Consider the following 26,368-nt stretch of genomic DNA (forward strand, 5'->3'; position numbering starts at 1 on the left):
CCGCTGGTGCTCGCCGTCGACGACAGTCCGCAAAACCTGCTGGTCGTCGGAACGCTGCTGTCGCCGTACTACCGGGTCCGCACCGCGAACTCGGGGCGTCTCGCACTGCAGCTCGCGACGCAGGCGCCTTTCCCCGAGTTGATCCTGCTCGATGTGATGATGCCCGAGATGGATGGTTACGAGGTGATCGCCCAGCTCAAGGCAGATCCGGCAACGCGCGAGATCCCGGTCATCTTCCTCACCGCGATGGACTCGACCAAGGATGAGGAGAAGGGATTGGCACTCGGCGCGGTCGACTACATCACCAAGCCGCTGCACAAGGAGATCCTGCTCTCGCGAGTGCGGACGCATGTCGGACTCTTTCGCTCGCGCCAGGCGCTGGAGCGCTATAGCGACGAACTGGAGCTGCGCGTCGAGGAACGCACGCAAGAGCTCGCGCAGGCGCTGCGGGCGGAGGAGTCCGCCAGTCGCGCGCGCAGCGTGTTCCTGAGCAACATCAGCCACGAAATCCGCACGCCGCTCTCCGTCGTCATCGGCCTCGCCGAACTGCTGAAGAAGGACATCACGCAGCCCGAGCCAATGCGGAAGCTGGACCAGCTTTGCGCCAACGCCGAGCACTTGCTGGCCCTCATCAACGACACCCTCGACCTGTCGAAGATCGAGTCCGGGCAACTCACGCTTGAGCGCACCGAATTCTGCCTCGCCAGCGTGGTCGAGAAAGTCATGAACTCGTTCGCTGAGCGGGCGCGGGAGAAGGGGCTGCAGCTCAGCGCTGACGTCGCTGCATCGATCAGCGAGCTGCACTTGCTGGGCGATCCCCTGCGCCTGTCGCAGGTCCTCATCAACCTGGTCGGCAACGCCGTCAAATTCACCGAGCGTGGATCGGTTCGCCTGGACATCCGCCGCGTGAGCGAGGAGGCCGGGGGCGTCAGACTATGCTTTTCCGTTGCGGACAGCGGCTGCGGAATCTCAGCGGCCGATCAGGCGCATATCTTCGAGCGCTTCCTGCAGCTCGATGCATCGACGACGCGCCGACACGGCGGCAGCGGGCTCGGCTTGGCCATCTCCCAGCACCTCGTGTCCATGGCGGGAGGTTCGATTCGGGTGGACAGCCAGCCGGGCTCCGGCAGCACCTTCAGCTTCGAGCTGCTCCTGCCACGCGCCGCGGGGAACTTGCCGGAGAGGACCGCCGCTCCCGCCCGTCCGCTGGCGGCCACCTTCGCCGGCAAGTGCATCCTGCTCGCCGAAGACCATCCGCTGAGCCAGGAGATTCTTGTGGACATGCTCAGGGAACTCGGCTGCATCGTCGATGCAGTCTGCGATGGTGTGGAGGCTGTCGAGCGCGCGCAGGCTGATCGCTTCGACCTCATCCTGATGGACATGCAGATGCCGCGCATGGACGGCCTTGCCGCCGCGCGCGCGATCCGTGCCCTGCCGGTACATCATGACACGCCGATCATTGCCTTGACCGCCAATGCCTTTTCGGAGGATCGGGAGCGTTGCCTGGCCGCCGGCATGAATGACCATCTCGGCAAGCCGGTGAAGCCGGCCACCCTCGCCGCGGCCCTCGGCCAATGGCTGGATGCGCCAACGGCGCCACCGCCGACAAACTAAGCGGGACGGCGGACAGATCCTCGCCGAACACCACCCTAAAAAAACTTCCGCAGGAAACTCACCTTTCCGGGGGAGGGACGTTCATGCCGCCAACGCTCTCCGTGCGATGTATCCGGAGCGGGATTCGCCCGCTGCTCGTGCCGCGGCGTCGATCCGGCGCAGCACCCGCGCAGGCAGGGTGATGTTGATGCGCTCTGCCTTGTCCGAGAGGGCAGCCAGATCGACAGACACAACAGCCCACACCCATCCGGCGAATTCGGGATTGGCTTGGTGCTCCGCAATGTGGCGAGGGTCGGGAATGGCGCCACCATCGTCGATGACTGTTTCGAGCCACAACTCGATCGCCTCCTTGGCGTTATCGACGGCTTCGTCGAGCGTGTCGCCAGCCGCAAAGCAGCCCGGCAGATCAGGCACAACCACGCCGAATGCGTGAGTATCGTCACCGGGTTCGATCGCAATCGGGTATCTCATTGCCCTCTTCCTTTCATTTCAGTCCTGCCTGCTTCAGCAACTTGTGAGCCAGACCCGCGCCCAAGTCTTTCTTTGGATGCGGCACTGTCAAATGGCCGCCTCGCTGCGGGTGAGTGAAGATGTGGTGCGAGCCTTTGATACCTCGCAACACCCATCCTTCCGCCTCAAGTCGCCTGATCAGGTCTTTGCTGTTCATGATGTGTATTCTACACACTGTAGCGACAATTCGCTTGGTCAGTGGAAGGACAGCGCGGCGTGACGATCAATGCCCCTCTTCTTGCCTTCCGCTAAAGACGCCCGCTTCCTCCCTGGCAAGCCGTTCGACGAAATCGAAGACCTCTTCAGGCACGCGAGCGGCGAGTTGCTTGCGTCGATTGTCGGAGACCTTGCCGCCGTTTTGTAGTGTCGAGACGATCAGGAGGTGCCGGTCGTTGCTGCGCAGGTCGTACGCGTCGTCGAGCGCCTTGCTGATGCGGTCGAAGCGCGCGAGGAATTCGGTTTCCCGACGCAGGTCGACGCCCAGTGCCTCTTCGGCCATGCGGAAGGAGAATTCAACGCAGGACGTCGCGTCCCAGAAGCGGTAGATCGAGTCCGCCCCCTTGAAGCGGAAATCGAAGCGATCCTCGTCGATCCAGGAGACCTCCCACAGTTTGCGCGCCGGCTTGGAGAAGGATTGCAGGGCGGCCAGATAATCGGCTTCGTGGCGCTTCATGGCGACCGACACGGGGAGCAACAGTCCGCGTTCGAGCCTTCCCGACTGGCAAAGCGCATGGTGGAAGAGGAAGCGCGACAGGCGTCCGTTGCCGTCCATGAAGGGATGGAGGAAGACGAACCCGAACGAGGCGACTGCGGCGGCAACGATCGGATCGGTCTGGCGTGGCAGCGTATTGGCCATGGCCATGAACTCCGGCATCAGCCTGGACAGCAGTTGCGGCGATGGCGGGACGTAGGTGACGCTACTCGCTCCGCGCAGAGCTCCGCCGCGCAGCCAGTTTTGTTCGTATCGGAAGGAGGCCGCTCTTTCGAACGGATTGCTGATCGTCGCGGATTGCAGGTCGGCGAGGTAGTCCTCGGTCAGTTCCGTCTTCTCGTGCGCCTGCTGGAGGAGGGCGACGAAAGCTTCCGCCTTGCGCTGGCCCGGTACTTCGCGCTCGATCGCAAAGGAACTGTCGGTTTCACTTAGGTAGGCCCAGGACAGTGCGCGATCCGCGTTGACCGCGCCGAGCGACTCGAGGAATGCTTTGGTGCGGCCCAGGATGTCGCTCTCGATTCCGTGCTTGATGCGATCGCTGAGGCGGACTGTCGGACAATAGGTGGCTGAACCGAGTCCGTTGAAATTGATTCGCCACTTGGCGTTCCTGAGCTTGGCGCCGGTGACGTAGCGTTCGGGGTCGAAGAGCTCGCCATAAGGCCCGGCCACGGTCGGCAAGTCGGCGAGTTCCGCACCCGTGAACCATTCCCAGAGGTAGCACGCCTTGCGTATGAACAGTCCGGAAGGTGACTGCCGCAGGCGGGCCACGAGGTCCGCGCCGGAGATGCGCGGCATGGCTTCGGCGAGGACTTGCAGATTGGTGCCTTCGTACCTGAGAGCAAAGATCAGATGCTCGACCGGATCGTCAGATTTCGGGGCGACCGCTTTGGGGACCTGCAATTCATCCTGAGTGTCGAGGAGCCTGCTCACGGGGCGCATCCTGGCCGGATGCTCGACCGGAAACACGGACAAGCCTAGCTCGGTTCGCAGGTACTCATAGCCAAGCTCATCCATGGTGACCTCTCCTGCACGGATTTTCTTAACGGACTTTGGATATTTTTATTTTCTTGTAGAAACGTCAAGATTTTTTTCAGCCGCGCCAAGCGGAGATCCAATGCTCGGTCGTTGGCGGCATCTTTCTGGACATCGCCGGCACGCAGCCCCTTGGCGTTGCGTCTCGTCTATGCCATGGGGATTAATGGCCTAGTATGAAGCCATCGGCCACGCTAAGGTCACCAGGAGAACGTCATGTGCAGTGATTCCCGCTCGTCCCGGAAAGCTCGCGCCGCGCTGGTGACAGCGTTTTGTCTCATCCTTGCCTCGTTCTCGCTGGCCGGCAGCGCGGCCGCCGCGAGCGACTGCTCGGCCTTCGCGACGCCGCCTTACTTCGCGCGAGCGGTGCCGCCTCCTCCCGCGCCCGGCAACAGCCGCGGGCTCACGCATGAGCAGATCAATGAGTATCTCACCGACCTCGACAAGGCCAGCGACCGGGTCGTGACCGGGGTCGCCGGCAAGTCGGTCGAGGGGCGTGACCTGATGTACGCGATCGTCGGACGCGAGGGCAAGGTGACCGCGCGGGCGCTGGCTTCGCTGCGTTCGGCCGCCCAGGACCTGATGAACCCGGACACGCCGGCAGCGGTCGCCGAGTTGCTCGCCGGCAGCACTCCTCTGATCCTCTGGGTCAGTGGCAACCTGCACGGCAACGAGGAGAGCGGTGCCGACGCGGCGTTGCGCGTGCTCCACGAACTCGCGGCTCGTGACGATTGCGCTGCCAGCACCATTCTCGACAACGCCGTCGTCGTCGTCCTGCCCGCGCAGAACCCTGACGGTCGCGAAGCCAACACACGCCGCAACCACTACGGCTTCGACCTGAACCAGGATGGCTTCGCGCGCACCCAGCCGGAAACCGACGGCAGGCTCGAACTGATGCGCCTCTACCCGCCGATGCTCGCCATCGACGCCCACGAGATGGGCAGCCAGGGCTATTTCTTCCCACCGACCGCCGACCCAACCTATCATGAACTGCCGACCCGCGCCTTCGGCTGGGTCGGGCGCATCTACGGGCCCGCGCTGGCCACCGAGTTCGAGCGTCAGAAGATGTCCTATTTCAACGGCGCCCCGTACGATCTCTTCGCCGTCGAATACGGCGACACCGTTCCGGCGGTAGGCTTCCACGCCGCCGGAATGACCTTCGAGAAATACAACGGCGCCGCGATCGCCGAGCGCAGCCACGCACACTATGTCGCGATGTGGACCGCGCTCTTCGCCGGTGCCGGCCAGCGAACGGAAATCGTCGGCGAATGGCGCAAGTCGTTCACGGAGGCGAGGGAGCAGGGGCTGGCCGGAACCCTGGCGGCGCCGCCCGAGTATTACGCCGTAAGGAAACCGTACAAGACGGTTCCCGGGATGGTGGTCCGTCACTACTTCCTGCGCAACGACCCGGCGCGCAGCCGCGAGCTGGCAAGGCTCATCCGTCGCCTGCAGCGCATGGACGTGCAGGTCTGGCAACTCACCGGCAACCTCGCGGTGAGCGACTACCGGGCCTACCGCGGTGCCGGCCCGGGCAGCATCACCCTGCCGCGCGGGACCTACTGGATTCCGCTGGCGCAACGCCAGAAGCACTGGATTCAGGCGATGCTCAACGAGGACACCTACGTTTCCGTTTCGACCAGCTACGACGTCACCGCCTGGAGCAATCCGCTGCTGATGAACCTCGACGGCGGCTACTCGGGCAAGGACCTGTTTCCCGACGCCAAGCTGGTTGCCGCGCTGGCTGAACCCGCTCCCCCGGTGCCGAGCGGCAGCCTGCCGCGGATCGGGCTGTTCGAGATTCCCGGCGGTGCGAGTGGGTTTGTGGCTGCCGGATCGATCCGCTACCTGTTCGATCGCGTCTGGCAGCTTCCGTACACGCCCGTCACCGCCGAAAACATCAGGAACGACGGTCTCGTGAGACTGGGGATCCAGGTGCTGCTGGTGCCCGACGGCTACGCCAACGCCGGCAAGCAGGCGCTCCGCAGCCAGGGACTGAAGGCGATCGCCGACTGGGTGAGCAAGGCCGGCGGTCGCTACGTCGGCTACGGCGGCGGCAGCGAGCTGGCGGTCGCCGCCGGGGTATCGACCGCGATCCTCAAGTCCTCGTCGACATCGGCGTACGGAACGCTGATCCGCGCCAGGCTCAAGGCGTGCAGTCCTCTCGCCGCCGGCATCCCCGCGCTGCCGCCGGACTGTTCGGCAGACCCGAACGCGACCACTCCCTTGTGGCTGATGTACGCCGACGACGAGATCATGAGCCCCGGCCTCGGCAACACCGCGGCCTTCTTCCCGGCGGGCGACCTGGTCGGCGAGACATCGGGCCAGTCGATCGGCGTCGACGAATTGCGCGGCAGCGCGGCGATCATCGACGAGCCGATCGGGACCGGACGCAGCATCGTCTTTTCCTTCGATCCCAATTTCCGCGCCTGGACCGACGGGACGCAGCGCGTCCTCTGGAACGCCTTGTTCGCCCAATACCCGAGCGCGGGCGTGCTCGCCGCCGAGCCTGGCAGCGCGGCCGTCGCGCGCGCGAGACAGGCGGCCAGCCAACTGCCGGATGTCGGCAAGGCGATCCGCATCACCGTCCGCCCGGAGGACGCCGACGCGACACGCGCCTTGCTGGTGAAATACGGTGCCGAGTTCAAGGAATTGCGCAAACCCGAACGCACGGTCTTCATGATCGAGAATCGCAAGGGCCTGTCGCGGGAGGAACATCCCTTCGCGATGGACCTCACGCGCGAGCTGAGGCGGCAGATCACGCCGATTTCATTCAGCATGCCGTAGCCGCACGGGGAACTCGATCGCGACGCTCCGCTGCCAGCGAAGGCGCGTGGCGCGGAGCCGGCCTGCTCAGTACATCCGGTGCCTGAACAGCCAGCTCGCCAGCGCCAGCGAGCAGGTGCCGATCAGCGCCATCGGCCACAACTGCGCGGTGAGCACGTCGAAACCGGCGCCTTCGAGGAAGACCTTGCGCAGGATGATGAGGAAGTAGCGCAGGGGGTCGATCAGGGTCACGGCCTGCACGAACTCGGGCATGTTGGCGATCGGCGTCGCGAAGCCCGACAGGGTGATCGCCGGCACCATGAACATGAAGGCACCGAGCAGGCCCTGCTGCTGGGTGACCGCGAGCGAGGAGATAAGCAGGCCGACGCCGACGCCCGAGAGCAGGAACAGCGCGAGGCCGGCGTAGAGCGCCGTCAGGCTGCCACGCAGCGGCACCTCGAACCACAAGACCGTGATCAGCAAGATCACCGTTCCCTGCACCATCCCGATCAGGAAGCCCGGCAGCGCCTTGCCGAGCAGGATCTCGCCGGGACGCAGCGGCGTCACCAGCAACTGGTCGAAGGTGCCCTGTTCGCGTTCGCGCGCGACGGTCATCGCCGTCACCATGATCGTCGTCACCAGCGCCAGCATGCCGATGATTCCGGGGATGAAATACCAGTGGCTGTCGAGGTTCGGGTTGAACCAGGCGCGCACTTCCAGGCGGGCCGGCATCTCGGGCTGCCCGCGCGCTTCGATCCAGTCCTCGTTGAAGCGGTTCACGATGCTGTTCACGTAGTTGGTCGCGATCATCGCCGTGTTCGAGTTGCGCCCGTCGACGATCAGCTGCACGGGCGCGGAATCGCCCGACAACAGGTCGGCGGAAAAGCGCTGGCCGATGCGCACGACCAGCATCGCCTGCCGGCTGTCGATCAGCGGCGCAATCTGGCTGTCGTCGGTGATCGTCGCGACGCGGCGGAAGGCCGGCGCGCCGACGAAGGTGGCCTCGAAATCGCGCGAGATCGCGCCGCGATCCTGGTTGTACACGGCGAAGGGGATCTCCTTCAGCTCGAAGCTGGCGGCGTAGCCGAAGACGATCAGCTGGATCAGGGGTGGCACGACCAGCACCGAGCGGCTGCGCGGATCCTTCAGGAGCGCGAGGAATTCCTTGACGATGAGCGCGAGGATGCGGGTCCACATCACGATCACTCCAGCCGTTTCTTCGACTTGCGCCAGGTGATGCCGAGGAAGATCACCGCCATCAGCACCAGCGCCAGCGCGTTCGGCAGCACCACGGCCCAGACGTCGCCGGCGAGGAACAGGGTCTGCACGATGGAGACGAAGTAACGCGCGACGACGAGGTGCGTCACCGCCTGGATCGGCGCCGGCATGCTGTCGATGTCGAAGATGAAGCCCGAGAGCAGGAAGGCCGGCAGGAAGGTGCCGATGATCGCGATCTGGCCGGCGACGAACTGGCTGCGCGAGACCGTCGAGATGGTCAGCCCCATGCCGAGCGCCGCCAGCAGGAACAGCGAGGCACAGGTCCACAGCAGCCAGAACGAGCCGCGCAGCGGCACCTCGAACAGCCAGACGGCAAGCGCGACGGTGAGCAGCATGCCGCCGGTGCCGAGCGTGAAGTAAGCGACGATCTTACCGAGCAGGATCTCGCTCATGCTCACCGGCGTCACCAGGAGCGCTTCGAGCGTCCCGCGCTCCCACTCGCGCGCCATCACCAGCGCGGTGAGCAACGCGCCGATCAGGGTCATGATGATCGCGACCAGCCCCGGCACCAGGAAGTTGCGGCTCTTCAGCTCGCTGTTGAACCAGATGCGCTGTTCGAGTTGCACCGGCACCTTCATGTCGACGCCCAGGCTGGCCGCGCGCCGCATCAGCCAGTTGCCCCAGGCGCCCTCGACATAGCCCTGGTTCAGGCGGGCGGTATTGGCGTCGACACCGTTGACGATCAGCTGGATCGGCGCGCCGTCGCTGCGGCGCAGTTCCTCGCCGAAGTTGGCACGCAGGCGGACGATCGCGTTGACCTTGCCCCTGCGCAGCGCCTGCTCGGCTTCCGGCATCGTCGGGAGCGTCTTGAGCGCGAAATAGTGGCTGCCCGCCAGGCTGCTGCGGAAGTCTTCCGTGTCGGCCCCGGGCTGCTCGGCGACGAAGGCGACCGGGACATGGTCGGCGTCGAGCGAGACGCCGTAGCCGAACAGCAGCAGCAGGAACAGCGGCATCAGGAAGGCGATCGCGATGCTGCTCGGGTCGCGGACGATCTGCAGGAATTCCTTCCTCACCAGCGCCGAGACGCGCATCACCCGGGGTCGGCGCAGCCAGTCGCGCAGTCGCTTCATGCGGCCTCCTCGACCTGGCGGATGAACGCCTCTTCCATGCTCGGGTCGGGATGCCCGGGCGAGCGCGCGCCGGCCTTGATCGCGGCCGGTTCGCCCATGGTCAGGATGCGACCGGCGGCCATGATCAGCAGCCGGTCGCAGTATTCGGCCTCCTCCATGAAATGCGTCGTCACCAGCACGGTGACGCCGGCGACCGCGAGTGCGTTGATGCGCTGCCAGAACTCGCGCCGCGCCAGCGGGTCGACGCCGGAGGTCGGTTCGTCGAGGAAGAGGATTTCGGGCTCGTGCATCAGCGCGCAGGCCATCGCCAGGCGCTGCTTGTAGCCGAGCGGCAGTTCGCCGGCGAGCTGCTCGCGGTAACGCGCGAGGTCGAACTCGGCTTCCGCCCAGGCCAGCCGCTCGGCGCGCTTCTCGCCGTCGAGCCCGTAGGCCTTGGCGAAGAAGACGAGGTTCTGTCCGACCGAGAGGTTGCCGTACTGCGAGAACTTCTGCGCCATGTAGCCGATGCGCGCGCGCGCCGACGCCGCCGCATGGCGCAGGTCGTGGCCGGCGACCTCGACATGGCCGGCGGAAGCCGGCAGCAGGCCGCAGAGGATGCGGAAGGTGGTCGACTTGCCGGCGCCGTTGGCACCGAGCAGCCCGAAGATCTCGCCGCGACGGACTTCGAAGCTGACGCCGGCGACGGCCTGGAAGTCGCCGAAGCGGCGGACGAGCTCGCGCACGTGGATGACCGCCGGGGATTCGTGGCCGTCAGCGTCGCGCGCCACGTCGGGATCCTGTGGGAGCGCCGTAAGGCGCGAAGGATCGACCGCCGAATTCGCGGCTGCCGCAGCTCCCACGGGGATCGGATCCTGCGCGCCGGCGCCGGGTTCGCGCAGCAGGTCGATGACGTAGTCCTCGAAGCGTGGCGGTACCGGCGTGATCGTCGCACCCTCGCCGGCGAGCAGCGTGCCGAGGGCATCCGGGATCTGCGTTCCCTCGCTCACCAGCCGGATGCGCTCGCCCTGGACCAGCGCATCGACGACGCCGTGGGTACGCGCCAGCCGCATCTGCAGGTCACGCTTGCCCCTCCCGGCCGCCGTGATCGACCAGGTCCGGCCGGCCATGCGCGCGCTCATCGCTCCCGGCGGGCCCTGGTCGAGGATCCTGCCTTGGTGCAGGACGATAACCTCGCTGCAACGCTCGGCCTCGTCGAGGTAGGCGGTCGACAGGAGCACGCTCATCCCCTCTTCGCCGACCAGCCGGTCGACGATCGCCCACAGTTCGCGCCGCGAAACGGGGTCCACGCCGACGGTCGGTTCGTCGAGCAGCAGCAGGCGCGGCGGACGCACCAGCGTGCAGGCGAGGCCGAGCTTCTGCTTCATCCCGCCCGACAGGCGGCCGGCCAGCCGGTCGACGAAAGGCGCCAGCCCGGTCATGTGCATCAGCTCGGCATAGCGCTCGCTGCGCACCGCCTTCGGCACGCCCTGCAGGTCGGCGTAGAGGTCGAGGTTTTCCTGCGCGGAGAGGTCCTCGTAGAGCCCGAAGCGCTGCGGCATGTAACCGAGCGCGGCCTGCACCGCCAGCGAATCGCGCGTCGAATCGAGTCCGAGCGCCTGTACGCTGCCCGCGTCGGGGACGAGCAGGCCGGCGGCGAGCCGCATCAGCGTCGTCTTGCCGGCGCCGTCGGGACCGATCAGCCCGGTGACGGCGCCGGGGCGGATCGCGAAGCTCACTGCCTTGAGCGCCTCGCTGCGCTGGGTGCCGCTGACGAAGGTCTTGGTCAGACTCTCGGCGACGAGGACCGGAAGGGCAAGGTCAGACATGGCGGGAAGGATGCACAGGCGCGTTGCGGTCCAAGGGTCGTCAGACCATCAGCCGGCCGCAGCCTTTTCTGCCGGCCTCACCGCCGCTCCATCCGCGCAGGGCGAGGCCTCCGGCGAGCGCGCCGCCTGGTCGAGGCTGATCGTCACCGTCGCCGGCATGCCCTGGCGCAGTTCGTCGGCGCCAGCGCAGACATAGACGCGCGTCTGGTAGACGAGGCTGGAACGGATGTCGGCAGTTTCCACCGACTTCGGCGTGAACTCGGCGGCGGGCGAGACGTAGCCGACCCAGGCGCGGTAGGTCTTCTGCGGATGGCTGTCGGTATGCACACTGGCGCTGGCGCCGACCGGAACGCGACCGAGCTGCGTCTCGGGCAGCCAGACGCGGACCCAGAGCGGTTCGGTCAGGGCCAGCGTGAACACCGGCTTCTGCGGCGACGCCATGTCGCCGCTTTCGAGGATGCGCTTGTCGATGACGCCGGCCGACGGCGCACGCAGCTCGGTCTCGGCGATGTCGCGGCGCAGTTGCGCGACGGCGGCTTCGGCGGCCGCGAGCGTCGCGCGGGCGCCGGCGATGTCCTCCTTGCGCGGCCCGAGTTCGACCAGGCGCGCCGTCTCCTCGGCAGCGAGGAACTGCGCGCGCGCCTTGTCGAGCGCGTAACGCGAGTTGTCGACCTGCAGCTGCGAGATGAAACCGCGCTCGGCGAGGCCCAGCTGGCGCTGGTACACCTGCTCGGCGTCCTGCACGGAAGCGCGCGCGGCGTCGCGCTGCGCACGCGCCTGGCGGATTTCTTCGGGGCGCGACCCGGCCTCGTTGCGGGCGAGCACCTGCTGCTGCGCGGCGGCCTGCGCCTCGGCCTGCTGCAGCGAGAGGCGCAGCCGTTCGCTGTCGATGCGTGCCAGCAACTGCCCGGCGCTGACCCGGTCGCCCTCCCTGACCTCGATGCCGGAAATGCGTCCGCTGGCGTTGAAGGCCAGCTCGACCTGGCGGATGTCGACGTTGCCGTTCAGCGTGATGGCCTTCGGCGCTGCGTCGTCCCTGTGCAGCCAGGCGTACCCGGCGGCAGCGACAACGACGACGGCGGCAGCGCTCAGGATGAGTTTCTTGTTCATGTTCAAGGTCCCCGGGTAGCCGCTACCATCATAAGCCAGCGCGCGGGCGGAGGAAATCGGGTGCGGCGCCGACCCCCGTCGGCTCCGCCGGCACGCTGGCGGTGGCCGGCGGCGCGGCGCTTTCCCTGGCCGGCTCGCTGCCGAAATCCTTGCGCAGCGACGCCAGCCTGGCGAGCCTGTCGCCGACGCGCCGGTTGATGCTGCCTGCAGGGAATTCTCCGTTTTCGTCGGGCTGTCCGGCGGCAACGCCGGTGAGCAGCTCGATCGCCTGATCGACGTCCTCGACCGCATGGATGTGGAAGCGGCCGGCACTGCAGGCGGCGACGACGTCCTCGCGCAGCATCAGGTGCTTGACGTTGGCGGCCGGGATCAGCACGCCCTGGTCGCCGGAAAGCCCGCGCGCCGCGCAGATATCGAAGAAGCCCTCGATCTTCTCGTTGACGCCACCGATCGCCTGCACGCGACCGAGCTGGTTCACCGACCCCGTCATCGCCAGCGACTGCCTGATGCCGACGCCGGCGAGCACCGACAAGAGCGCGCACAGTTCGGCGAGCGAGGCGCTGTCGCCCTCGACCGGCCCGTAGGACTGCTCGAAGACGAGGCTCGCCGCCAGGGACAGCGGCCGCTCGGACGCGTAGCGCGCGCCGAGGAAGGAGGCGAGGATCATCACCCCCTTCGAGTGGATGGCACCGCCCAGTTCGGACTCGCGCTCGATGTCGACCACCTTGCCTTCGCCGATGCGCGCAGTGGCGGTGATGCGCACCGGGTGCGCGAACCTGAAGTCGCCGAGGTCGATCACCGCCAGGCCATTGACCTGGCCGACCTGGCTGCCGGCGACGGCGATCAGCAGGTTGTCGCGCAGGATGTGCTCGTGCACGGTGCCGCGCAGGCGGTCGGCGCGGACGATCTGCGCCTTCAGCGCGGCCTCGACATCGGCAAGCGCGATCGCCTGACGGCCGGCGCTGCGCGCGTAGTGATCGGCTTCGTGCACCAGGTCGGCGATGCGGCGCCGGTCGGCGCTCAGCTTCTCGGCGTCGTCGGCCAGGCGCGCCGCGTGCTCGATCAGCCTCGCCACCGCGGCACGTTCGAGCGGCAGCGCTTGCGCCTCGCGCGCCAGCGTGGCGATGAAGCAGGCGTAGTGCCGGGTGTGCTCGTCGTCGCGCGGCAGCTCGTTCTCGAAGTCGGCGGCGATCTTGAACAGCTCGGAGAAGTCCGGGTCGTAGTGCCTGAGCAGGTAGTAGAGGCGGCGCTCGCCGATCAGCACCACCTTGACCGAGAGCGGCGCCGGTTCGGGCTCCATCGCCACGGTGCTGCCGAAGCCGAACACCTGTCCCAGCGACTCGATGCGGATCTGGCCCGAACGCAAGGCGCGCTTCAGTCCCTCCCACGCGTAGGGCTGGAGCAGCACCTTGAGCGCGTCGAGCACCAGGTAGCCGCCGTTGGCGCGGTGCAGCGCGCCGGGCTTGATCAGCGTGAAGTTGGTCGTCAGCATGCCCATGTGCGCGATGTGGTCGATGCGCCCGACCAGGTTGGGGTACATCGGGTTGTCCTCGAACACCACCGGCGCGCCCTCGGTGGCGCTGTTGTCGACCAGCAGGTTCACCCGGTAGCGGCCGACCGAGAGGGTGCCGCCCATCACCGTGTCGCCGGGATCGCCGTCGGGCTTAGGCTGCTCGCGGAAGGCCTCGCCGACCTCGACCACGTCGGCCATGACCTGTTCGAGGAAGTCGAGCACTTCCGGGATGTCGGCGTAGCGCTCCTTGAGTTCCTCGATCAGGTGACCGACCGCCAGGCGCATGGTGTCCTGGCCGACCGTCTTCACGCGTTCCTGGTTCTCGCGCCGCCAGCGCGGGAACTGGTGCATCAGCTTGCCCATGCGTTCGCCGTACTCGCTGATCAGCTTGCCGATGCGCTGCTTCTCGTCGTCAGGCAACCGGTCGAACTCGTCCGGCTCCATCGCCTCGTCGCCTTTCATCGGCGCGAAGACGAAACCGTTGGGCGTGCGCAGGAGCGCGATCTTGTTCTCGGAAGCCGACTGCCCCAGTTCGGAGAGCGCCTCCCTTTCCTTGTCCTTCAGTTCCTGGCGGATCGCCTCGACGCGGTTGTGGAACTCCTCGGTCTCGAAGCCGGCGACGATCGCCTGCGGCAGCTCGGTGATGAACTTCTGCATGTCCTGCTTGAGCGCGTTGCCGCGACCGGCGGGCAGGCGCAGCAGGCGTGGCAGGCTCGGCTCGGCGAAGTTGTTGACGTAGCACCAGTCCACCAGCGTGTCTTCGGCGCGCGCCCTGGCTTCGAGCAGCTTGCGCACCAGGGTGTGGCGACCGCTACCGGGGTTGCCGAGGATGAACAGGTTGTAGCCGGGGCGGCGCATGTCGACGCCGAAGTTCAGCGCGCCGATGGCGCGTCCCTGGCCGACCGTGTCCGCGCACTCGGTGAGCTCGGCAGTGGTGGTGAAGGGCAGCAATTCCGGGTCGCAGCGGCGGAGAAGCTGGCTGGGCTGGAGTGGGGAGATCGCTGCGCTGGCTGAGGTGGCTGAATTGGCTGACATGATGGGCTCGCTCGTTCTGCTGTGGGTCAATGCGGATGCGGGGACGAATCATTTCCGGTCCGGCGACAGCAGGCGCAGCTGTTCCCAGAGCCTGCGCTCGTCGGCCGAAATGCTTTCCGGGATGCGCAGATGCAGGCGCAGGTAGAGGTCGCCACGCTCGCCGCCGCCGTATTGCGGCAGGCCCTTGCCGCGCAGGCGCAGCGCGGCGTCGGGCTGGGTGCCGGCAGGAACCGAGACCTCGACCTTGCCGTCGAGGGTGGGCACCTCCAGCTCGGTACCGAGGACGGCGTCGACCGGTCCGATCTCGGCGCTGTGCCAGAGGTCGGCGCCGTTGCGCAGGAACCGCGGGTCGTCGGCGCTGCGCACGACGACGAAGAGGTCGCCGGGGGCGCCGCCGGGGACCGGGCTCGGCAGGCCACGACCGGGAATGCGCAGCGCCATGCCTTCCGCAACGCCGACCGGGATATTCACCGTCAGCGTCTCTTCCTCGAGCACTTGGCCGCGACCGCCGCAGCGCGCGCAGGGATGGTCGATGATGTGGCCGCGCCCGTGGCAAGCCGGGCAGATGCCGATCTGCTGGATCACTACCTCGCTGCCGCGCTGGCTACGCTGCTGGCTGATGGTCCGCCGGCCCGAGCCGCCGCAGTCCGGGCATTCGCGTGGCGCCGTTCCCTTCTCGGCGCCGCTGCCGTGGCAGTCCGGGCAGGCACGCGGGTGCCGCAAGTGCATGGCCTCCTCGCCGCCGGAGACGACCTTGGCCAAGGGGATGACGATTTCGATCTCGGCGTTGTCCCCGCGCGGCGGACCGGGCGGCTGGCGATGGAAGAAGCGTTCGAACAGCCCTCCCGCACCGAAGCCGAAGTCGCCGCGGCCGAAGATGTCCTCGAAGTCGATGCCGCCGAACAGGTCTTCGGGCGAGAAGCCGGCGACGCCGGCGAAGCCGCGGTGGTCGTAATCGGCCCGCTTCTTCGGATCGGAGAGCACGGCGTAGGCTTCGGCGATCTCCTTGAAGCGCTCCTCGGCGCCCGGGTTGCGGTCCGGGTGATACTTGAGCGCGAGCGTGCGGAAAGCGTCCTTGATCGCCTTCTGCCCGGCGTCGCGGGCGACGCCGAGAACCTCGTAGTAATCGCGCTGGGTGGCGGCAGCCATGCGCGACCTCGCTCTTCCGGGCGCTGGGCCGGCGGCTCAGCGCGATTCCTTGTAGTCGGCGTCCACCACGCGCGGACCGTTCCCCCCCTGCGCCGTGGCCTTGGCATCAGGCGCCTGGTAGGGCCGCTCGGTGTAGACGCCGCCGGCGCCGCTCTGCGCATAGACGACGACGCCGGCTTCCTTGACCAGCTTGCGCAGCCTCTCGGCGCGCTCGGTGGCGAGCTGCGCCTCGTGCCGGCCCAGCGCTTCGCGCGTCTCGCGCAGTGCCGCCTCGATGCCTGAGCGCATCTCGGCGGTCAGCTTCTCGCCGAACTCGGCGAGGAGTTTCTCGGCCTGGTAGCAGGTCGAGTCGGCGTCGTTGAGCTTCTCGGCCTCCTCGCGCCGCTTCCTGTCTGCGTCGGCGTATTTCTCGGCGTCCCTGATCATGCGCTGCTTGTCGGATTCCGGCAGACGCGTCGAGCCGCTGATGTGGATCGACTGCGACTTGCCGGTGGCCGTGTCGCGGGCGGTGACGTCGAGGATGCCGCTGGCGTCGATGTCGAAGGTGACCTCGATCTTCGGCACGCCACGCGGCGCCGGCACCAGCCCGTCGAGGCTGAATTCGCCGAGGCTGGTGTTGTCGCGCGCCATCGGCCGCTCGCCCTGGAAGACATGGACGGTGACGCTGGTCTGCATGTCGGCGGCGGTGGTGAAGTTCTCGGTACGCCTGACCGGAACCGGCGTGTTCCTGGCGATCAGCGAGGTGGCGACGCCGCCCAGGGTCTCGACGCCAAGCGTCAGCGGCGTCACGTCGACGAGGACGATGTCGCCGACGTCGCCGGCGAGCACCCCGGCCTGGATCGCGGCGCCGCTGGCGACGCATTCCATCGGGTCGACGCCCATCTCCGACTGGCGCCCGAAGATCTCCTCGAAGTACGCGCGCACCGCCGGCATCCGCGTCGGTCCGCCGACGAAGACGATGCGGTCGATCTCCTTCGGCGTGATGCCGGCGTCGCGCAAGGCCTGCTCGACCGGAGCGCGGCAGCGGTCGATCACCGGGCGCACGATGCGTTCGAGTTCGCTGCGCGTCAGATCCAGTTCGAGGTGGCGCGGCTCGCCGCCTAGCGCGGCCAGGTAGGGCAGGCTCAGATGGGTGGTCGGCGTGCTGGTCAGTTCGATCTTGGCGATCTCGGCGGCCTCCATCAGCCGCGCCGCCGCCTTGCGGTCGGCGCGCACGTCGATTCCCGACTGCTCGCGGAAACGCGCGGCGAGGTGCTCGAACAGCGCCTGGTTCATGTCGGTGCCGCCCAGCTGGGTATCGCCGCTGGTCGACCTGACCTCGAAGACGCCCTTGCCGAATTCCATCACGGTGACGTCGAGCGTGCCGCCACCCAAGTCGATGACGGCGATGCGCAGCTCCTGGCTCAAGCGGTCGAGCCCGTAGGCCAGCGCCGCGGCGGTCGGCTCGTTGACCAGGCGGTCGACCTCCAGCCCGGCGATCCGGCACGCGTCCTTGGTCGCCGAGCGCTGGTTGTCGTCGAAGTAGGCGGGGACGGTGACGACGGCGTGGGTGACCGGCTCGCCGAGGAAGGCTTCGGCGTCGCGCTTGATCTTCTGCAGCAGGAAGGCCGACAGCTGCTCGGGCGAGAATTCGCGGTCGCGCAGGCGGATCGTTTCGCGCCGTCCCATGCGCCGCTTGAACGCCGTCGCGGTCCCTTCCGGGTTGCTGGCGGCCTGCCGCCGCGCTGCTTCGCCGACCAGCATCTGGCCGTCGGCGCCGAGCGCGACGTAACTCGGGAAAGCCTTGCCGCCGAGGCTGATGCCCTCGGCGCTCGGGATGATCACGGGACGGCCGCCACGCAGCACGGCAGCGGCGGAATTCGAGGTACCCAGGTCGATGCCGATGACGGACACGTTTTCCTCCTTCGTCGAACAGGCCACCGTGCGGGAGAACCCGCACCAGCGCGGAACGGACGCCCGGTCATGACGACCGGCGAGCTTGTTACGCTGATCTTATCATCATAGGATTATTCCAAATCGGTTTCCCGCCGGCGGCATGCGGCGCCTGCACGCAAGTGGACGGGGGACGGCCTGGGATAAGATGCGCTCCCATGCTGACCATCCTCTTCCGCGACGAGCACTTCGTCGCCATCCACAAGCCTGCCGGGCTGCTGGTGCACCGCAGCGAGCTCGACCGCCACGAGACGCGCTTCGCCGTGCAGATGCTGCGCGACCAGATCGGTCGCCACGTGCACCCCGTGCATCGGCTCGACCGCGGCACCTCGGGCGTGCTGCTGTTCGCGCTCGATCGCGACAGCGCGCGGCTGGCAGGCGCGCTGTTCGAGCGCCAGGAAGTGGCGAAGACCTATCTCGCCGTGGTGCGCGGCCATCCGCCGGAATCGGGCCGCATCGACCACGCGCTCACACGGCGCCGCGACGACGCCGAGTGGGTCGGCGAGGACGCCAGCGAGGAAGCGCAGGACGCCGTCACCGACTATCGCCGGCTGGCAACCTGCGAACTGCCTTACGCGGTCGATCGCTATCCGACCAGCCGCTACGCCCTGCTCGAACTGAGCCCGCAGACCGGCCGCCGCCACCAGATCCGCCGCCACCTGAAGCACATCGCGCACCCGATCATCGGCGACTCGACCTTCGGCAAGGGACGGCACAACCGCCTGTTCCAGGAAGTCTTCGGCTGCCGGCGGATGCTGCTCGCGTGCACGCGGCTGAGGCTCGCTCACCCCATGACCGGCGAGCCGCTCAACCTCGTCGCACCGCTCGAAGGCGAATTCGCCGCGCTGCTCGCGGCGCTGGGGTGGACGGAGGCGCTGATCCCGAGCAGAAACCTCCCGCGACATTTGGAGACCTGACCCCGCCCCGGCTCCGTCTATAATGCAGTGAAACTGCAAATTGGACGAAAAATGCCAAGCAACTACCTCCCGCGCACGCTCGAATCCTTCATCGACAGGGCAAGCGAGCAGTTTCCCGCGATCATGCTGTCCGGGCCACGTCAGGTCGGCAAGACGACCCTGCTCAAGGCGCTGTGCGAACGGGAGAACAGCAGAGGAAGACACAGGCACTACGTCACACTGGACAACCCGCTGTTGCTCAGTCTGGCGCGCGAAGAGCCGGCGCTCTTCCTGCAGCGATTTCCGGCACCACTGTTGATCGACGAGATACAGTATGCCCCCGGCTTGTTCCCCTTGCTCAAGGAGGCGATCGATGCGCGAGGCGAAAAAGGTCTTTACTGGCTAACCGGGTCGCAGCCTTTCCATCTGATGCGGAACCTCTCGGAATCACTGGCTGGCCGTGTCGCCATCATGCACCTGCAGGGGCTATCGACGAGCGAAGCCCTCGAACTCGGAACGTCAACACCCTCGTTCCTGCCCGGAAATCCGCACGGTGACGCTACTTGGCCCGATGCAAGCACCTCGGCTCTGGCCTGGGTTTACGAACGCATCTGGCGTGGCGCCTTTCCGGCTCTGTCAACGCCCGGAGGCGAAGCCGTAGATCACGACCTGTTTTACAGTTCGTACCTACAGACCTATCTGCAGCGAGACATTCGCGATCTTGCGCAGGTCGGCGACCTGATGGCGTTTACCCGTTTCTTGCGCAGCGCCGCTGCCCGCACTGCGCAACTCCTCAATCTCTCCGACATGGCGCGCGATGTCGGGGTGGCGCCGAATACGGCCAAGCACTGGCTCTCTATTCTGGTCGCCTCCGGCATCGTCTGGCTGCTTGAACCCTACCACAGCAACCTGTCCAAACGACTGGTCAAGACCCCCAAGCTGTATTTCCTCGACACCGGTCTGGCAGCCTACCTCACGCAGTGGAGCAGCCCGGCCACTCTCGAAGCCGGTGCCATGGCCGGTGCCATGTTCGAGACCTGGGTCATCTCCGAACTGCTGAAGAGCTACTGGCATAACGGCAAGGAGGCCCCCCTTTACTACTATCGGGACAAGGATCAGAAGGAAATCGACGCGCTGATCGTTCGTGACGGCAAGGCCTACCCGATCGAGATCAGGAAGACGGCACAACCGGGGCGCGATGCGGTCCGTCATTTCTCCGTCCTCGAAACTCTGGGCCTGGAAGTCGGGCAGGGAGCGCTCATCTGCCTCTGCAGCGAAGTCCTGCCGCTGACGTCACGGGTCGAGCTCGTCCCGGCCTGGCGGGTCGCCTGATCACCGGGCTGCCGCCGCGTGCGCACCGCGCCGCCGTCGGTTAATCCGTTAGAATCTGCTTCCCTGCACGAGAGGAGGTATCGGGTGAACGGCGAAGTGGTCTTGATTACGGGAGCGGCAAAGCGCGTCGGCAGCGCCATCGCGCGCGAACTGCACGCCGCCGGCGCGCGCGTCGTCATCCACTACCGCAGTGCGGCGGACGACGCGCAGGCGCTGGTGGACGAACTGAATGCGCGGCGTCCCGCTTCGGCGGCTTCGGTGCAGGCCGACCTGCTCGACACGACTAGCTTCTCGCGGCTGGTCGAGGACACGGTGAGCCATTTCGGCCGTCTCGACGCGCTGGTCAACAACGCCTCCAGCTTCTTCCTCACCCCGGTCGGCACCATCGACGAGGTGGCCTGGACCGACCTCATCGGCAGCAACCTGAAGGCGCCGCTGTTCCTGACGCAGGCGGCAGCGCCTTACCTCGCCGACGCGCGCGGTGCCGTCGTCAACATCACCGACATCCACGCCGAACGCCCGCTCGCCGGCTACGCGCTCTACTGCGCGGCGAAGGCCGGCCTGCTCGGCCTGACGCGCGCGCTGGCGATCGAACTCGGACCGCAGGTCCGGGTCAACGCCGTCGCGCCGGGGCCGATCCTGTGGCCCGACGACGATGCCTTCCCCGCCGACGAGCGCCGGCGCATCGTCGAGCACACCCTGCTCAAGCGCGAAGGCAGTCCGGAAGACATCGCGCGTACCGTGCACTTCCTGCTCGCCGAAGCTCCCTACATCACCGGCCAGGTCATCAACGTCGATGGCGGCCGCACCGTGCATCTCTCATGACCCCCTCACGCAATCTGCAACGCCTGCAAAAACGCCTGCTCGGCGACGTCGGTCGGGCGATCTCCGACTACAACATGATCGAGGACGGCGACACCGTCCTCGTCTGCGTCTCCGGCGGCAAGGACTCGCACACGCTGCTCTCGCTGCTGATGACGCTGCAGCAGCGCGCGCCGATCAAGTTCCGCCTGATCGCGATGAACCTCGACCAGAAGCAGCCCGGCTTCCCGGCGGACATCCTGCCCGAGCACTTCCGCAAGCTCGGCGTCGAGTTCCGCATCGTCGAGCAGGACACCTACTCGATCGTCCAGGAGAAGATCCCGGCCGGCAAGACGACCTGCTCGCTCTGCTCGCGCCTGCGCCGCGGCGTCATCTACCGCGTCGCCAAGGAACTCGGCTGCAACAAGATCGCGCTCGGCCATCACCGCGACGACATCGTGCACACGCTGTTCCTCAACCTGCTGTTCGCCGCCAAGCTGAAGGCGATGCCGCCGAAGCTCGTCACCGACGACGGCGCGCACATCGTCATCCGCCCGCTCGCCTACTCGTCGGAAGCCGACATCGCCGCCTTCGCGCGCGGCATGGAATTCCCGATCATCCCGTGCAACCTGTGCGGCTCGCAGCCGAACCTGCAGCGGCAGAAGATCCGCGAGATGATGGCCGACTGGGACAGGCGCTTCCCCGGCCGCACCGAGGCCGTGTTCACCGCGCTGCAGAACGTCGTCCCCTCGCATCTCGCCGACCGCTCGCTCTACGACTACATCGGCCTCAAGGCCGGCACCGTCCCGGCGCCGGGCGACGGCGACGAGGCCTTCGACCCGCCCGAACTGCTGACGCTGTCGGACAACCGGCTGCCGTTCCGCGTCGTCAGCGAGGCCGACGACTGAAGCGGATGCCGCACAAGGGAAGCACATATCACGTCCCCGTAATTGCGACACGACGATGTTCGCCGACCCCTTCCATGAAACGCGCGCATTCGCGTCGATTCCGTCATTGCGAGGCGCGCAGCGCCGTGGCAATCCAGTTCGTTCTTCAAATTACGCAGCCCTACGCACTGGATCGCCACGCCCTTCGGCCTCGCGATGACGGGCTGTAGTTCCGGCCAGCACTTCGGCCCTTCGCAGTTTCACGCCAAACTCCCACCAACCCACTGATCAGACAAAGGTCCCGACCCGATGAGCGCCACCCACTCCGCACGCCCGTCCTTCGCTTCCTTCGCCCCGCCGCAGCGCACGCTGATGGGCCCCGGTCCGTCCGACCTGCACCCGCGCACGCTCGCCGCGCTGTCGCGGCCGACCGTCGGCCACCTCGACCCGACCTTCGTCGGAATGATGGACGAACTGAAGGAACTGCTGCGCTACGCCTTCCTGACCAAGAACGAGCTGACCTTCCCCGTCTCCGGCCCGGGTTCGGTCGGCATGGAGACCTGCTTCGACAACCTGGTCGAGCCCGGCGACAAGGTGATCGTCTGTCGTAACGGCGTCTTCGGCGGCCGCATGATCGAGAACGTCGAGCGCGCCGGTGGCGTCGCGGTGATCGTCGACGACCCCTGGGGAATGCCGGTCGACCCGCAGAAGGTCGAGGACGCGTTCAAGGCCAACCCCGACACGCGCGTGCTCGCCTTCGTGCACGCGGAGACCTCGACCGGCGCGCGCTCGGACGCGAAGACGCTGGCCGAGATCGCCCGCCGCCACGGCGCGCTGACCATCGCCGACACGGTCACCTCGCTCGCCGGCTGCGAACTACGCGTCGACGACTGGGGCCTCGACGCCGTCTATTCGGGCAGCCAGAAGTGCCTGTCGAGCGCCCCCGGCCTGTCGCCGGTGACCTTCTCCGCCGCCGCGCAGGAACGCATCAAGGGCCGCTCGCGCAAGGTGCAGAGCTGGTTCATGGATCTCAACCTGGTGCTCGACTACTGGAACTCGGCCAAGCGCACCTACCACCACACGGCGCCGATCAACAACCTGTACGCGCTGCACGAGTCGCTGGTGCTGCTCGCCGAGGAAGGTATCGAGAACGCCTGGGCGCGCCACGCCCGGATGCACCGCATGCTGCGCGCCGGCCTCGAAGCGATGGGGCTCGTCTTCGTCGTCCCCGAGGAATGGCGCCTGCCGCAACTCAACACCGTCCATATTCCGGAAGGCGTGAACGACGCCGAACTACGCCGCCGCCTGCTCAACAACTTCAACCTCGAGATCGGTGCCGGCTTGGGGCCGCTGGCCGGCAAGGTGTGGCGCTTCGGGCTGATGGGACACTCCTGCCGCGAGGAGAACGTGCTCCTCTGCCTGGAAGCGCTGACCGAGTCGCTGAACGCGCTCGGCCGGCCGACCGACGGCGACGCCGCGTTTGCGGCGGCGAAGGCGGCGCTTGCCAGTTGACACCACAGGAAGTGGACACGCCTGCCCTCCCACATGGCTGTCTCGTGTGAGGGCAGGCAGGCCTGAACCTCTTTGGCTGACGGCTGTCGGAGCGTCCTGCAGGCTGCGCCGCCCCCGACGGCGGCGCCCCGTACCCGTGGGCGGCATCGATTGACATCCGCGGCAGCGCGGATTAAGTTTCGTCCATAGCGCCGATTTGACCGATCAGCTTGCGGGCGCTCAACAAATACGGCTAAAGCGGGGCAGCCCAGTCCGCTCTTTTGCCGGCTGGGCTTTTTGTTTTCCGGCCACGGCTTTTCCGGAAAGCGGCCCTGCAGACCAACCTGCATCAAACAACGCGATTTCGCTCATGTCCAAGAACCTTTCCGTCGGTAGCGTGACACCGCAGCGCGCGCACTTCGCGTCGCCGCTGCTGCTCAAGAGCGGGGCCTCGCTGCCCGCGTTCGATCTGGTCTATGAAACCTACGGCGAACTCAACGCCGCGCGCAGCAACGCGGTACTCGTCTGCCACGCGCTCTCGGGCAGCCATCACGTCGCCGGCGTCTATGGCGACGATCCGAAGACGCTCGGCTGGTGGGACAACCTGGTCGGCCCGGGCAAGCCGCTCGACACGAACAAGTTCTTCGTCGTCGGCGTGAACAACCTGGGCGGCTGTCATGGCTCGACCGGCCCCCTGTCGACCAACCCGCTCACCGGCCGCCGCTACGGCGCCGACTTCCCGCTGGTCACGGTCGAGGACTGGGTCACCGCGCAGGCGCGCCTCGCCGACCTGCTCGGCATCGACGCCTGGGCAGCGGTGATCGGTGGCAGCTTGGGCGGCATGCAAGCGCTAGCGTGGTCGATCCAGTTCCCCGAGCGCATCCGCCACGCGCTGGTGATCGCCTCGGCGCCGAAGCTCTCGGCACAGAATATCGCCTTCAACGAGGTCGCGCGCCAGGCGATCCTCTCCGACCCCGACTTCCACGCCGGCCATTACGCCGAGCGCGGCGTGGTACCGGTCAGCGGACTGCGTCTGGCGCGCATGATCGGCCACATCACCTACCTGTCGGACGACCAGATGGGCGAGAAATTCGGTCGCCAGCTGCGTCACGGCGAGCGCCGCTTCAACTACGACGTCGAGTTCGAGGTCGAGTCCTACCTGCGCTACCAGGGCGACAAGTTCGCCGGTTTCTTCGACGCCAACACCTACCTGATGATGACCCGGGCGCTCGACTACTTCGACCCCGCCTACGACTTCGACGGCAGCCTCGACGCGGCGCTGGCGCGGGCGCGCGCCAACTTCTTCGTCGCCAGCTTCTCGACCGACTGGCGCTTCTCGCCGGCGCGCTCGCGCGAGATCGTCGAGGCGCTGCTGCACAACCGCCGCCGCGTCGCCTACGCCGAGATCGACTGTGCCGCCGGGCACGACTCGTTCCTGCTCGACGACCCGCACTACCACGCGCTGCTGCGCGCCTACCTGGAGAACATCGAGGCATGAACCCGATTCCCTCGTATTCCGCCGACGCCGAAGCGCGTTTCGACTACGCGGTCATCGCCGAGTGGATCCCGCCCGGCGAGCGCGTGCTCGACTTGGGCTGCGGCGACGGAACGCTGCTGCGCTACCTGCGCGAAACCAAGAACGTCAGCGGCTACGGCGTCGAGATCGACGCGCAGCGCGTGCTCGGCTGCATCCGTAACGGCGTCGACGTGATCCAGATCGACATCGAACGCGGCCTCCTCGGCTTCGAGGACGACTCCTTCGACCACGTGATCATCTCGCAGGCGCTGCAGGCGATGCACGGCACCGAGCACATCCTCGAAGAGATGCTGCGCGTCGGCCGCGAAGTGGTGGTCAGCTTCCCCAACTTTGCCTTCCGCGCCAACCGCGCGGCGATCAACGCCGGGCACATGCCGGTCTCGGAAAACCTGCCCTACGAGTGGTACGAGACGCCGAACGTGCGCTTCTTCACGCTGGTCGATTTCGAGGAACTGTGCGCGAAGATGGGCATCGAGATCCGCGAGCGGCTGGCCTTCGACGACCAGGGCGAGCCGGTCGCCGAAGACCCCAACCTCAACGGCAGCCTCGTCTTCTACCGGCTCGGCCGCGCCCGCTGATGGCGGTTACGGCGCAGCCTGCCGAGGCGTCTTCAGCGCAGGACTGGAAGCGCGCGCTCTTCTCGCGGAAGATGCTGATCTGCATCTTCACCGGCTTCAGTTCGGGCCTGCCGCTCTACCTGCTGATCAACCTGCTGCCGGCGTGGCTGCGGAGCGAGGGCGTCGATCTGAAGACGATCGGCTTCTTCGCGCTGATCCAGTTTCCCTACACCTGGAAGTTCCTCTGGGCGCCGCTGCTCGACCGCTTCGCGCTACCCAAGCTCGGCCGCCGCCGCGGCTGGATGCTGGCGACGCAGGTCGGCCTGCTGCTCGTGATCGGCAGCTTGGGTGGGCTGTCGCCGCACGACGACATCGGCCCGGTGCTGTGGCTCGCTGCGATCCTCGCCTTCCTCTCGGCGACGCAGGACATCGCGCTCGACGCCTACCGCCGCGAACTGCTCGGCGAAAGCGAGCTGGGCCTCGGCAACTCGGTGCATGTGAACGCCTACCGCGTCGCCGGGCTGGTCCCCGGGTCGCTGTCGCTGATCCTCGCCGACCGCCTGCCCTGGGGCGAGGTGTTCTGGATCACCGCCGCGTTCATGATTCCCGGCATGCTGATGGCGCTCGCCATCCGCGAACCGCAGTCGATCGGCGCAGCACCGAAGACGCTGCGCGAGGCGGTGGTCGAGCCCTTCCGCGAATTCATCGATCGCGCCGGCGTCCGCGGCGCGCTGCTGACGCTGTCCTTCATCTTCCTCTACAAGCTCGGCGACTCGCTGTGCACCGCGTTGGCGACGCCGTTCTACCTCGACATGGGCTTCACCAAGACCGACATCGGCCTCATCGCCAAGAACGCCGGACTGTGGCCGGCGGTGATCGGCGGGCTCGCCGGCGGGCTGTGGATGGTCAGGCTCGGCATCAACCGCGCGCTGTGGCTGTTCGGCGTCGTCCAGGTGGTTTCGATCCTCGGCTTCGCCTGGCTCGCCTGGCTCGGTCCGCAGCCGGAGATCGGCGCCGGCGAGCGCTGGTCGCTGGCGCTGGTGATCGGCCTCGAGGCGCTCGGCGTCGGCCTCGGCACCGCCGCCTTCGTCGCCTTCATCGCGCGCGCCACGCACCCCGCCTACACGGCGACGCAGTTCGCGCTGTTCACGAGCCTCGCCGCGGTGCCGCGCACGCTGGTCAATGCCTCGGCCGGCTGGCTGGTCGACGGCCTCGGCTGGTTCGCCTTCTTCCTCTTGTGCACCCTGCTCGCGCTGCCGGGGATGGTGCTGCTGTTCAAGGTGGCGCCGTGGCATGCGGCGGAACCTGCGCGTTTGGGATAGGAGAACAGATTGATGCCCCAAT

21 protein-coding genes and 1 riboswitch are annotated in these 26,368 nt (G+C 67.2%); of the genes, 10 read left to right on the plus strand and 11 right to left on the minus strand.

Annotation, left to right across the window (positions count from 1 at the left end):
* The first annotated feature begins 6 nt into the window (after positions 1 to 6).
* On the plus strand, positions 7 to 1,614 hold the full coding sequence (locus CCR84_RS06080; RefSeq protein ID WP_201210578.1) for a response regulator: 1,608 nt from the start codon (positions 7 to 9) through the stop codon (positions 1,612 to 1,614).
* Between the two features lie 81 nt (positions 1,615 to 1,695).
* On the opposite strand, the gene CCR84_RS06085 is transcribed toward CCR84_RS06080, so the two are convergent.
* From CCR84_RS06085 to CCR84_RS06095, 3 genes are all read right to left on the minus strand, one after another.
* Positions 1,696 to 2,085, minus strand: coding sequence for a type II toxin-antitoxin system HicB family antitoxin (locus tag CCR84_RS06085; RefSeq protein ID WP_201210579.1), 390 nt, complete (start codon positions 2,083 to 2,085; stop codon positions 1,696 to 1,698).
* 13 nt (positions 2,086 to 2,098) lie between these two features.
* Positions 2,099 to 2,281: a type II toxin-antitoxin system HicA family toxin gene (locus CCR84_RS06090; RefSeq protein WP_201210580.1), complete on the minus strand. Its 183-nt coding sequence runs from the start codon at positions 2,279 to 2,281 to the stop codon at positions 2,099 to 2,101.
* Positions 2,282 to 2,347: 66 nt separating this feature from the next.
* Positions 2,348 to 3,850: a Fic family protein gene (locus tag CCR84_RS06095; RefSeq protein ID WP_201210581.1), complete on the minus strand. Its 1,503-nt coding sequence runs from the start codon at positions 3,848 to 3,850 to the stop codon at positions 2,348 to 2,350.
* A gap of 234 nt (positions 3,851 to 4,084) precedes the next feature.
* On the opposite strand from CCR84_RS06095, the gene CCR84_RS06100 reads away from it, so the two are divergent.
* Entirely contained in the window at positions 4,085 to 6,652 is a 2,568-nt protein-coding gene (locus CCR84_RS06100; protein ID WP_201210582.1) for a M14 family zinc carboxypeptidase, read from the plus strand.
* Between the two features lie 66 nt (positions 6,653 to 6,718).
* On the opposite strand, the gene CCR84_RS06105 is transcribed toward CCR84_RS06100, so the two are convergent.
* From CCR84_RS06105 to dnaK, 7 genes are read right to left on the minus strand one after another with little or no spacing between them, the layout of a single operon-like run.
* Entirely contained in the window at positions 6,719 to 7,828 is a 1,110-nt protein-coding gene (locus CCR84_RS06105; RefSeq protein WP_201210674.1) for an ABC transporter permease, read from the minus strand.
* Positions 7,829 to 7,833: 5 nt separating this feature from the next.
* On the minus strand, positions 7,834 to 8,979 hold the full coding sequence (locus tag CCR84_RS06110; protein WP_242508576.1) for an ABC transporter permease: 1,146 nt from the start codon (positions 8,977 to 8,979) through the stop codon (positions 7,834 to 7,836).
* Positions 8,976 to 10,784 (minus strand): ATP-binding cassette domain-containing protein, encoded by a 1,809-nt coding sequence (locus CCR84_RS06115; protein WP_201210583.1) that lies wholly within the window; start codon positions 10,782 to 10,784, stop codon positions 8,976 to 8,978. The genes CCR84_RS06110 and CCR84_RS06115 overlap by 4 nt, the downstream gene beginning before the upstream one ends.
* A 48-nt stretch (positions 10,785 to 10,832) precedes the next feature.
* Positions 10,833 to 11,894, minus strand: a complete 1,062-nt coding sequence (locus tag CCR84_RS06120; protein ID WP_201210585.1) for an HlyD family secretion protein — start codon at positions 11,892 to 11,894, stop codon at positions 10,833 to 10,835.
* Between the two features lie 28 nt (positions 11,895 to 11,922).
* Positions 11,923 to 14,442, minus strand: a complete 2,520-nt coding sequence (locus CCR84_RS06125) for a Lon protease family protein (RefSeq protein ID WP_201210587.1) — start codon at positions 14,440 to 14,442, stop codon at positions 11,923 to 11,925.
* Positions 14,443 to 14,490: 48 nt separating this feature from the next.
* A complete protein-coding gene (locus CCR84_RS06130) occupies positions 14,491 to 15,591 on the minus strand; it encodes a DnaJ C-terminal domain-containing protein (protein ID WP_201210589.1) in 1,101 nt (366 codons plus the stop codon).
* Positions 15,592 to 15,627: 36 nt separating this feature from the next.
* A complete protein-coding gene (gene dnaK, locus CCR84_RS06135) occupies positions 15,628 to 17,484 on the minus strand; it encodes a molecular chaperone DnaK (RefSeq protein ID WP_201210591.1) in 1,857 nt (618 codons plus the stop codon).
* 197 nt (positions 17,485 to 17,681) lie between these two features.
* Here dnaK and CCR84_RS06140 point away from each other — a divergent pair, with 197 nt between their 5' ends.
* The 5 genes from CCR84_RS06140 to CCR84_RS06160 all read left to right on the plus strand — a co-directional run bounded on the left by CCR84_RS06140 (position 17,682) and on the right by CCR84_RS06160 (position 22,951).
* Positions 17,682 to 18,440 (plus strand): tRNA pseudouridine(65) synthase TruC, encoded by a 759-nt coding sequence (locus CCR84_RS06140; RefSeq protein ID WP_201210593.1) that lies wholly within the window; start codon positions 17,682 to 17,684, stop codon positions 18,438 to 18,440.
* A 27-nt stretch (positions 18,441 to 18,467) separates the two neighbouring features.
* Entirely contained in the window at positions 18,468 to 19,751 is a 1,284-nt protein-coding gene (locus CCR84_RS06145; protein ID WP_201210595.1) for a DUF4143 domain-containing protein, read from the plus strand.
* An 84-nt stretch (positions 19,752 to 19,835) separates the two neighbouring features.
* The gene (locus CCR84_RS06150) at positions 19,836 to 20,576 is read left to right on the plus strand and encodes a pteridine reductase (RefSeq protein WP_201210597.1); all 741 of its coding nucleotides are present in this window, start codon (positions 19,836 to 19,838) and stop codon (positions 20,574 to 20,576) included.
* Positions 20,573 to 21,460: a tRNA 2-thiocytidine(32) synthetase TtcA gene (gene ttcA, locus CCR84_RS06155; RefSeq protein ID WP_201210599.1), complete on the plus strand. Its 888-nt coding sequence runs from the start codon at positions 20,573 to 20,575 to the stop codon at positions 21,458 to 21,460. The genes CCR84_RS06150 and ttcA overlap by 4 nt, the downstream gene beginning before the upstream one ends.
* 288 nt (positions 21,461 to 21,748) lie before the next feature.
* A complete protein-coding gene (locus tag CCR84_RS06160; RefSeq protein ID WP_201210600.1) occupies positions 21,749 to 22,951 on the plus strand; it encodes a pyridoxal-phosphate-dependent aminotransferase family protein in 1,203 nt (400 codons plus the stop codon).
* Between the two features lie 178 nt (positions 22,952 to 23,129).
* Positions 23,130 to 23,208, plus strand: a riboswitch (SAM riboswitch).
* Here CCR84_RS06160 and CCR84_RS16695 read toward each other — a convergent pair.
* Positions 23,171 to 23,302, minus strand: a complete 132-nt coding sequence (locus tag CCR84_RS16695; RefSeq protein WP_274610784.1) for a hypothetical protein — start codon at positions 23,300 to 23,302, stop codon at positions 23,171 to 23,173. (Overlaps the previous riboswitch by 38 nt.)
* On the opposite strand from CCR84_RS16695, the gene metX reads away from it, so the two are divergent.
* The 3 genes from metX to CCR84_RS06175 are packed head-to-tail and all read left to right on the plus strand — an operon-like array spanning position 23,301 to position 26,346.
* Positions 23,301 to 24,428, plus strand: coding sequence for a homoserine O-succinyltransferase MetX (metX, locus tag CCR84_RS06165; protein WP_201210602.1), 1,128 nt, complete (start codon positions 23,301 to 23,303; stop codon positions 24,426 to 24,428). The two genes, CCR84_RS16695 and metX, sit on opposite strands and share 2 nt — an antisense overlap.
* Complete coding sequence (gene metW / locus CCR84_RS06170) at positions 24,425 to 25,045, plus strand: methionine biosynthesis protein MetW (RefSeq protein WP_201210603.1); 621 nt, start codon at positions 24,425 to 24,427, stop codon at positions 25,043 to 25,045. The genes metX and metW overlap by 4 nt, the downstream gene beginning before the upstream one ends.
* Complete coding sequence (locus CCR84_RS06175; RefSeq protein WP_242508577.1) at positions 25,045 to 26,346, plus strand: AmpG family muropeptide MFS transporter; 1,302 nt, start codon at positions 25,045 to 25,047, stop codon at positions 26,344 to 26,346. The genes metW and CCR84_RS06175 overlap by 1 nt, the downstream gene beginning before the upstream one ends.
* The last annotated feature ends 22 nt before the right edge of the window (positions 26,347 to 26,368 follow it).

The sequence above is a fragment of the Rhodocyclus purpureus genome (assembly GCF_016653115.1).
Lineage (GTDB): Bacteria > Pseudomonadota > Gammaproteobacteria > Burkholderiales > Rhodocyclaceae > Rhodocyclus > Rhodocyclus purpureus.

Coding starts and splice junctions, on each gene's coding strand:
- CCR84_RS06160 (WP_201210600.1), top strand. CDS start 21,749: ATGAGCGCCACCCACTCCGCACGCCCGTCCTTCGCTTCCTTCGCCCCG.
- metW (WP_201210603.1), top strand. CDS start 24,425: ATGAACCCGATTCCCTCGTATTCCGCCGACGCCGAAGCGCGTTTCGAC.
- ttcA (WP_201210599.1), top strand. CDS start 20,573: ATGACCCCCTCACGCAATCTGCAACGCCTGCAAAAACGCCTGCTCGGC.
- CCR84_RS06120 (WP_201210585.1), bottom strand. CDS start 11,894: ATGAACAAGAAACTCATCCTGAGCGCTGCCGCCGTCGTCGTTGTCGCT.
- CCR84_RS06110 (WP_242508576.1), bottom strand. CDS start 8,979: ATGAAGCGACTGCGCGACTGGCTGCGCCGACCCCGGGTGATGCGCGTC.
- metX (WP_201210602.1), top strand. CDS start 23,301: ATGTCCAAGAACCTTTCCGTCGGTAGCGTGACACCGCAGCGCGCGCAC.
- CCR84_RS06175 (WP_242508577.1), top strand. CDS start 25,045: ATGGCGGTTACGGCGCAGCCTGCCGAGGCGTCTTCAGCGCAGGACTGG.
- CCR84_RS06085 (WP_201210579.1), bottom strand. CDS start 2,085: ATGAGATACCCGATTGCGATCGAACCCGGTGACGATACTCACGCATTC.
- CCR84_RS06130 (WP_201210589.1), bottom strand. CDS start 15,591: ATGGCTGCCGCCACCCAGCGCGATTACTACGAGGTTCTCGGCGTCGCC.
- CCR84_RS06100 (WP_201210582.1), top strand. CDS start 4,085: ATGTGCAGTGATTCCCGCTCGTCCCGGAAAGCTCGCGCCGCGCTGGTG.
- CCR84_RS16695 (WP_274610784.1), bottom strand. CDS start 23,302: ATGAGCGAAATCGCGTTGTTTGATGCAGGTTGGTCTGCAGGGCCGCTT.
- CCR84_RS06095 (WP_201210581.1), bottom strand. CDS start 3,850: ATGGATGAGCTTGGCTATGAGTACCTGCGAACCGAGCTAGGCTTGTCC.
- CCR84_RS06115 (WP_201210583.1), bottom strand. CDS start 10,784: ATGTCTGACCTTGCCCTTCCGGTCCTCGTCGCCGAGAGTCTGACCAAG.
- CCR84_RS06105 (WP_201210674.1), bottom strand. CDS start 7,828: ATGTGGACCCGCATCCTCGCGCTCATCGTCAAGGAATTCCTCGCGCTC.
- CCR84_RS06140 (WP_201210593.1), top strand. CDS start 17,682: ATGCTGACCATCCTCTTCCGCGACGAGCACTTCGTCGCCATCCACAAG.
- CCR84_RS06090 (WP_201210580.1), bottom strand. CDS start 2,281: ATGAACAGCAAAGACCTGATCAGGCGACTTGAGGCGGAAGGATGGGTG.
- CCR84_RS06125 (WP_201210587.1), bottom strand. CDS start 14,442: ATGTCAGCCAATTCAGCCACCTCAGCCAGCGCAGCGATCTCCCCACTC.